The sequence below is a fragment of the Streptacidiphilus monticola genome (genome assembly GCF_042658505.1).
Classification (GTDB): domain Bacteria; phylum Actinomycetota; class Actinomycetes; order Streptomycetales; family Streptomycetaceae; genus Streptacidiphilus; species Streptacidiphilus monticola.
Genome location: NZ_JBHSQJ010000131.1, coordinates 37,984 through 45,224 on the forward strand (window position 1 = coordinate 37,984; position 7,241 = coordinate 45,224).

Genomic DNA, 7,241 nt, shown 5'->3' on the forward strand with positions numbered 1-7,241 from the left:
CCGTGGCCGTGACGGAACGTCAGGGACCGCTGCGGTGGCTCGACGAGAGCGGCGACCACCTCGTCTTCCAGGCGGGGGCGCTGCTGTGGATCCCGCGCACGCTCCGCCGCTACCTGCGCGAGGTGCTGCGCCTGCTGTCCGAGGTGGTCTTCGGCAGCGGCGGGCTCGGCGTCATCGGCGGCACCGTCGGCGTGATGATCGGCATGACGCTGGCCACCGGCACCGTGGTGGGGCTGCAGGGCTACGCCGCGATGAACGAGCTGGGCACGACGGCGTTCACCGGCTTCGTCTCCGCCTACTTCAACACCCGCGAAATCGCCCCGCTGGTGGCCGGGTTGGCGCTGTCCGCGACGGTCGGCGCGGGCTTCACCGCGCAGCTCGGCGCCATGCGCATCAACGAGGAGGTGGACGCCCTGGAGGGCATGGGCGTGCGCAGTGTCCCCTACCTGGTGACGACGCGGATCATCGCCGGCGTCGTCGCCATCGTCCCGCTCTACGGTGTCGGGCTGCTCTCGTCCTACCTCGCCTCCCGCTTCGTCACCGTCTCGGTCAAGGGCCAGTCGCCGGGCGTCTACGACCACTACTTCAACCTCTTCCTGGCCCCGCAGGACGTGCTTCTCTCCGCCTTCAAGGTGCTGGTCTTCTCGGTCGTGGTGATCCTCGCCCACTGCTACTACGGCTTCCACGCCAAGGGCGGCCCGGCCGGGGTGGGCGTGGCCGTGGGCCGCTCGGTCCGCAACGCCATCGTCGTGATCAGCCTCACCGACTTCTTCCTCTCGCTCGCCCTCTGGGGCGCCACCACGACCGTACGGGTGGCCGGATGAGCGCCCGCAGCCGGACAGCGGGCCGCCGCACGGCCGGGGTCGCCTTCGTCCTGGTGCCGGTGCTGCTGGCCTGGCTCGCCGTCGCCGTCTACGACAAGGACTTCAGCGACGACGCCACGGTGACCGTGCAGACGGACAGCGTCGGCAACCAGATGAATCCGGGAGCGGACGTCAAGCTGCACGGCGTGGTCGTCGGCCGGGTGTCGGCCATCCACTCCGACGGCGACCGCGCCGTGCTGACCCTGGCCATGAACCGCGCCACGCTGGGGCGGATCCCGGCCGACGTGGACGCGCAACTGCTGCCGACCACCCTGTTCGGCCAGCGCTACGTCGCCCTGGTGCCGCACGGCGGCTCAGGAGCCGCGCTGCGGGCCGACGCGGTGATCCCGCAGGACCGTTCGCAGAACGCCGTCGAACTGGAGCAGGTCCTCGACCACCTGCTGCCGCTGCTGGACGACGTCCGCCCGGCCGAGCTGTCCGCCACCCTCAACGCCGTCGCCACCGCGCTCAGCGGCCGCGGGCGGCAACTCGGCCGCACCCTCGTGCAGTTGGACACCTACCTGAAGCGGCTCAACCCCTCCCTGCCGCAGCTGAACCAGGACCTGCACGACCTGGTCCAGGTGAGCGACGCCTATGCGGACGCCGCACCCGACGTGCTCCAGGCGCTGACCGACCTGACCGTCACCAGCTCCACCGTCGCCCAGCAGCAGAGCCAACTCGCCGCGCTCTACGGCGAGGCGAGCACCACCGCCGAGGACACCACCGCCTTCCTGCAGCGCAACCGGGGCACGGTCATCCGGCTCGCCGCGGACAGCCGGGGCACGCTCGGCGTGCTGGCCCGCTACTCCCCCGAATTCCCGTGCACGCTCCGGGCCCTGGCCGACTTCGTGCCGGTCATGGACAAGGCGCTCGGCAAGGGCACGGACCTCCCCGGGCTGCACGTGCGGGTGACCACCGAGCCCTCCCGGGGCGGCTACCGGCCGGGGACGGACACGCCGCGCTTCACCGCCGGCGGCGGCCCCAGCTGCCCGACCACCCCCTACACCGGCCACCCCAACACCCCGCAGGAGAACGCCCTGGTCAACGAACTGCTGGCGGACGGCAGCAGCAGCGCCCAACTGCCCGACTGGAGCAGCCTGCTGGCCGGGCCGCTGTACCGGGGAGCGGGGGTGGACCTCCGGTGAAGCGCCGCAGCCTGACCGGACCGGTCCTCAAGTCGGTCGCCTTCATCGCCGTCACCGCCGTGTCCACCACCGCCCTCGCCTTCGCCGTCGCGGACACCGGCGTCGGCGACACCGTCGGCTACAACGCCCGCTTCACCGACGTCACCGGGCTGCGGGCCGGGGAGAGCGTCCGCATCGCCGGGGTCCGCGTCGGCGAGGTGGACAGTGTCCGCGTCGTGGACCGCGACCAGGCGCTCGTCCACTTCTCGGTGCTGCGCGACCAGCCGCTCCCCGCCTCGGCCACGGCCTCCGTGAAATACCTGAACATGGTGGGCCAGCGCTACCTCTCCCTCGGCCGCGGCGTGGGCCCCGTGGACGAGAGACTGCCCGTCGGCGGCACCATCCCGGTCGACCGCACCCAGCCCGCGCTCGACCTGACCCGGCTGTTCAACGGCTTCCAGCCGCTGCTCCAGGGACTGGACCCGGACCAGACCAACCGGCTCGCCCAGGAGATCGTGCAGGTGCTCCAGGGCGAGGGCGGCACCGTCACCGGGCTGGTGCACGACCTCGGCGAGCTGACGACCACCCTGGCCGCCAAGGACCAGGTGGTGGGATCGGTCATCGACAACCTCAGCCAGGTGCTGCAGACCGTCAACTCCCACCAGGCGGGTTTCACCGACCTGGTGGCCACCCTGCAGTCGCTGGTGAGCGGCTTCGCCGCCGACCGCGAGCCGATCGGACAGGCCGTCAGTTCCCTGGCGCAGCTGACCCGGTCCACCTCCGGACTGCTCCAGCAGGGCCGCGAACCGCTCAAGGACGACATCGCCCAGCTGGGCCGGCTGTCGGCGAACCTCGGCGCGGACACCCCGGCCCTGACGAACTTCCTGCAGAAGACGCCGCAGAAGATGACCGCGGTGGGCCGCGCCGTGTCCTACGGCTCCTGGCTCAACCTCTACCTGTGCCAGGCCACCGTCACCGGGGTCGCCACCTCGGACGGCAGCCCCGCCCCCACCGGCATCGCGATCACCGAGGCGAGGTGCCGCTCGTGAGACCACCGCTGTTCACCCCGCTGCGCCGCCGCAACCAGGCCGCGGTCGGCGTCGTCGGCCTGGCGCTGTGCGCGGCGGTGGCCATCGCCGGGTACAACGCCGACGCGCTGCCGCTGATCGGGGATCAGGGCACCTCCTACAGCGCCTACTTCAGCGAGGCGGCCGGGCTGCGCTCGGGCGACGAGGTCCGCGTCGCGGGCGTCAGGGTCGGCCAGGTGGACTCGGTCACCCTGGACGGCGCCCAGGTCAAGGTCGGCTTCCGGGTGCAGCACGCCTGGGTCGGCGACGCCACCACCGCCTCCATCGGCATCCGCACCCTGCTCGGGGCGAAGTTCCTCGCCCTCGACCCGCGCGGCACCGTCGCCCAGGACCCGCGCCGGACCATCCCGCGCAGCCGCACCACCGCCCCGTTCGACGTCACGCAGGCCCTCAACGGCCTGGGCCGGACGCTGGGTTCGGTCGACTCTGCGCAGCTGGCGCAGTCCTTCCAGGCGCTCTCGGACGCCTTCAGGGACACCCCGCCCTCGGTGCGGCAGGCGGCCACCGGCCTCGCCGCCCTGTCCAAGACGGTCTCCAGCCGCGACGCCGCCCTGGCGAAACTGCTGTCCGCGAGCGACAGCCTGACCGCCACCGTCCAGCAGCAGAACAGCAGGCTGGCCGCCCTGATCGACGACGGCGACCTGCTGCTGGGCGAGGTGCAACGGCGCCGCGACGCGATCCACGCCCTGCTCACCGGCACCGTCCAGCTCTCCGTCCAGCTCAGCGGTCTGGTCGCCGACGACCAGCGGCAGCTGGGCCCCACCCTGCAGGCCCTGGGCCGGGTGACCTCCGTGCTGGACGCGAACCAGAAGCAGCTGGACAAGGTCCTCGCCCTGGCGGGCCCCTACTACCGGCAGGTCAACGACACCCTCGGCAACGGCCGCTGGTTCGACTCCTACCTGTGCGGGGTGATCCCGGCGAACTACCTGCCCGGGGCCAAGTCCCCGACGAAGTGCCTCGGAGGTGCGCAGTGAGACCCTCCCGCGCCCTGGCCGCGCTGGGGACCGCCGTGCTGGTCGCGGTGAGCTGCGGCAGCAGTACCGGCCTGTCCCCCTTCGGCGGCCACGGCACCCGGATCACCGCGTACTTCGACCGCACGGTCGGCCTCTACGCCGGGTCCGACCTGCGCGTCCTCGGCGTCAAGGTCGGCTCGGTGGACTCGGTGCGGCCGCAGGGCACCCGGGTCGCGGTCACCATGACGGTGGATCAGGGGATCAGGGTCCCCGCCGACGCGTCCGCCGTGCTGGTGGCGCCCAGCCTGGTCGCGGACCGCTACGTGCAGCTCACCCCCGCCTGGACCGGTGGCCCCGTGATGCCGGACCACGGCACCATCCCGCAGGCCCGCACCGCCGTCCCAGTCGAGATCGACCAGCTCTACGCCTCCCTCGGCAAGCTCGCCCAGGCCCTCGGCCCGCAGGGCGCCAACGCCGACGGCGCCCTGTCCGCGCTACTGGACACCGGGGCCGCGAACCTCCGGGGCAACGGCTCCGCGATCGGCGACTCGATCGCCCAGTTCGGCGCGGCCGCCCGGACCCTCAACGGCAGCAGCAGCCAGCTCTTCGCCACGCTCGGCCAGTTGCAGTCGTTCACCGGCATGCTCAAGCAGCACGACACCCAGGTGCGCTCGGCCACCGAACGCCTGGCGACCGTCTCCGGCTTCCTCGCCGCCGACCGGCAGGACCTGGCCGACGCCCTCGCCCAGTTGGCCACCGCCCTCGCCCAGGTCGAGGACTTCGTCCGCGACAACCGGGCCCAACTCTCCTCCGCTGTCGCCCAGTTGCTGCCGATCACGCAGACCCTGGCGAACCGGCGCGCGTCCCTGGGCGAGCTGCTGGACACCGCGCCGCTCGCCGCGGACAACCTGCTGGCCGCCTACAACCCGGCCACCGGCGCCATCAGCGGTCGCGCCGACCTCAACGAGCTCAGTCTGCCCGTGCCCTTCGGCCTGGCGGGAGGAGGCCGATGACCCGCCGCCTGCTGCACAGCTGCTGCCTGCTGCTGGCCACCGCCCTCGGCGCGGCCGGCTGCTCCTCCGGCTACGCCGGTCTGCAGGACGTGCCGCTGCCCGGCGGCGCGGACCTCGGCAGCCATCCGTACCAGGTCACGGCACAGTTCGCGGACGTGCTCAGCCTCGTCCCGCAGGCCGCCGTGCGGGTCGACGATGTGGCGGTGGGCCGGGTCACCGACATCTCCCTGACCGGGGACGGAAGTTGGAACGCCGTCGTGACCATGGAGATCAACGGGTCGGTGCGCCTGCCCGCGGACGCCTACGCCTCGCTGCAGCAGTCGAGCCTGCTCGGCGAGAAGTACGTCGCCCTGTCCGGGCCGCCCGCCGGGCGGTCCGCCACCGGCGTCCTGGCCGACCACGACGTCATCCCGCTGTCCCGTACCAACCGCTCCGCCGAGGTGGAGGAGGTCTTCGGCTCGCTTAGCCTGCTGCTCAACGGCGGCGGCATGCAGCAGCTGAAGACCATCAGCACCGAGCTCAACGAGGCGCTGGCGGGCAACGAGCCGGAGGTGCGCGACCTGCTGGGCCGGATGCGCACCCTGGTCGGCCAACTCGACGGGCACCGGGCCGACCTGACGGCGGCTCTGGACGGCGTCAACCGGCTCTCGGTCACCCTGGCCCAGCGCGACCAGCAGCTCGGCGACGCCCTGGACCGGCTCAGCCCCGGCCTGAAGGTGCTGGACCAGCAGCGCGGCCGACTCGTCACCATGCTTCAGGCGCTGGACACCCTGTCCACGGTGGCGGTGGACACGGTCAACCGCTCCCAGGCCGACATGGTGGCCGACCTGCGGGCGCTGGCGCCCTCCCTGCGGCGCCTCGCCGACGCCGGGAGGGCGCTGCCGCAGTCCCTTCAGGTGCTGCTCACCTACCCGTTCACCGACCAGGTGCTCAACGGTGTGAAGGGCGACTACCTCAACACCTACCTGACCCTGGCCGCCGCGCCCGCCACCCAGGTCATCCCGGCGCTGCTGCCCCAGGACAGCATCTACCCGCAGCCCGTCGTCCCCCTGGTCCAGCCCCAGCTCCAGTCCCAACTCCAGCGTCCGACGGGAGGGAAGCGCTGATGCGTCGTGCGGTGCTGCTCAAGAACTCCGCCTTCGTGGCCCTGTCCGTCCTGGTCCTCGGCTTTCTCGGGGTGCGCTACGCGGATGCCGGGCGGTGGCTGGGCGTGGACGGCTCCTACACCGTCACCCTCGACCTGCCCGAGACCGGCGGCCTGTTCCCGAACGCGGACGTCACCTACCGGGGCGTCTCGGTGGGCCGGGTGGGAGCGATCCGGCTCGGCGGCGACGGCGTCCAGGCCGAGCTGCGGCTGCGCGACGGCGGCCCGCGCATCCCCAAGGACCTCAAGGCCGTCGTCGCCGACCTGTCCGCGGTGGGCGAGGAGTACGTGGACCTGCAGCCGACCACCGACCAGGGCCCCTACCTCGCCGACGGCGACCAGGTCCCGGCGAGCGCCGCCACCGTGCCGCGGCCGGTGACGGACGTGCTGGGCAGCGTCGACGCGCTGGCCGCCTCCGTGCCGCTCGCCTCGCTGCGCACCGTCGTCACCGAACTGGGCGACGCCTTCGCCGGGCAGGGCCAGAACCTCCAGGTGCTGCTGGACGACGGCAGCCGGTTCACCGGCGCGGCCACGCAGGCCCTGCCCGCGACGACGGCACTGATCGGCGACGGCGCCACGGTGCTGCGCACCCAGTCGGACGAGGCCGGGGCGCTCCGTCAGTTCGCCACCGGCGCCCGGCAGTTGGCCGCGCAGCTGGCCGCCTCCGACGGCGACCTGCGCCGCCTGATCGCGACGGCGCCGCTGGCCGCCACCCAGGTCGACCAGCTGGTCCAGCAGGTCGGCCCCGACCTGGGCGTGGTCCTGGGCAACATGCTCACCACGGCCGACGTCGCGGTCACCCGGCAGCGCGGCGTCCAGGAGCTGCTGGTGCAGCTCCCGCGCGTGGTCACCGCCGGAGCGACCGCGATCGACGGGCAGGGCGCCCACCTCGGCATGGCCGTCACCTTCTTCTCGCCGCTGCCCTGCGTCCAGGGCTACGGCGGTACCAGGCACCGCAGCGGCACGGACACCACCGACGCGCCCTGGAACACCGCCGCGGGCTGCACCGCCCCCGCGAGCAGCGGCACCGACGTACGCGGCAGCGGCCGATGAGGC

7 protein-coding genes are annotated in these 7,241 nt (G+C 73.0%); all 7 read left to right on the forward strand.

Annotated elements, in window-relative coordinates; all coding sequences use genetic code 11:
• Nucleotides 1-8: 8 nt before the first annotated feature.
• The 7 genes from ACFP3V_RS26405 to ACFP3V_RS26435 are packed head-to-tail and all read left to right on the forward strand — an operon-like array spanning nucleotide 9 to nucleotide 7,238.
• On the forward strand, nucleotides 9-824 hold the full coding sequence (locus tag ACFP3V_RS26405; protein WP_380588447.1) for an MlaE family ABC transporter permease: 816 nt from the start codon (nucleotides 9-11) through the stop codon (nucleotides 822-824).
• Nucleotides 821-2,008 (forward strand): MCE family protein, encoded by a 1,188-nt coding sequence (locus tag ACFP3V_RS26410; RefSeq protein ID WP_380588410.1) that lies wholly within the window; start codon nucleotides 821-823, stop codon nucleotides 2,006-2,008. The genes ACFP3V_RS26405 and ACFP3V_RS26410 overlap by 4 nt, the downstream gene beginning before the upstream one ends.
• Nucleotides 2,005-3,036, forward strand: a complete 1,032-nt coding sequence (locus ACFP3V_RS26415) for an MCE family protein (RefSeq protein ID WP_380588413.1) — start codon at nucleotides 2,005-2,007, stop codon at nucleotides 3,034-3,036. The genes ACFP3V_RS26410 and ACFP3V_RS26415 overlap by 4 nt, the downstream gene beginning before the upstream one ends.
• Nucleotides 3,033-4,049, forward strand: coding sequence for an MCE family protein (locus tag ACFP3V_RS26420; RefSeq protein ID WP_380588416.1), 1,017 nt, complete (start codon nucleotides 3,033-3,035; stop codon nucleotides 4,047-4,049). The genes ACFP3V_RS26415 and ACFP3V_RS26420 overlap by 4 nt, the downstream gene beginning before the upstream one ends.
• Complete coding sequence (locus tag ACFP3V_RS26425; protein ID WP_380588418.1) at nucleotides 4,046-5,041, forward strand: MCE family protein; 996 nt, start codon at nucleotides 4,046-4,048, stop codon at nucleotides 5,039-5,041. Before ACFP3V_RS26420 ends, ACFP3V_RS26425 begins: the two co-directional genes overlap by 4 nt.
• The gene (locus ACFP3V_RS26430) at nucleotides 5,038-6,147 is read left to right on the forward strand and encodes an MCE family protein (protein ID WP_380588421.1); all 1,110 of its coding nucleotides are present in this window, start codon (nucleotides 5,038-5,040) and stop codon (nucleotides 6,145-6,147) included. Before ACFP3V_RS26425 ends, ACFP3V_RS26430 begins: the two co-directional genes overlap by 4 nt.
• A complete protein-coding gene (locus ACFP3V_RS26435) occupies nucleotides 6,144-7,238 on the forward strand; it encodes an MCE family protein (protein ID WP_380588450.1) in 1,095 nt (364 codons plus the stop codon). Before ACFP3V_RS26430 ends, ACFP3V_RS26435 begins: the two co-directional genes overlap by 4 nt.
• Nucleotides 7,239-7,241: the final 3 nt, after the last annotated feature.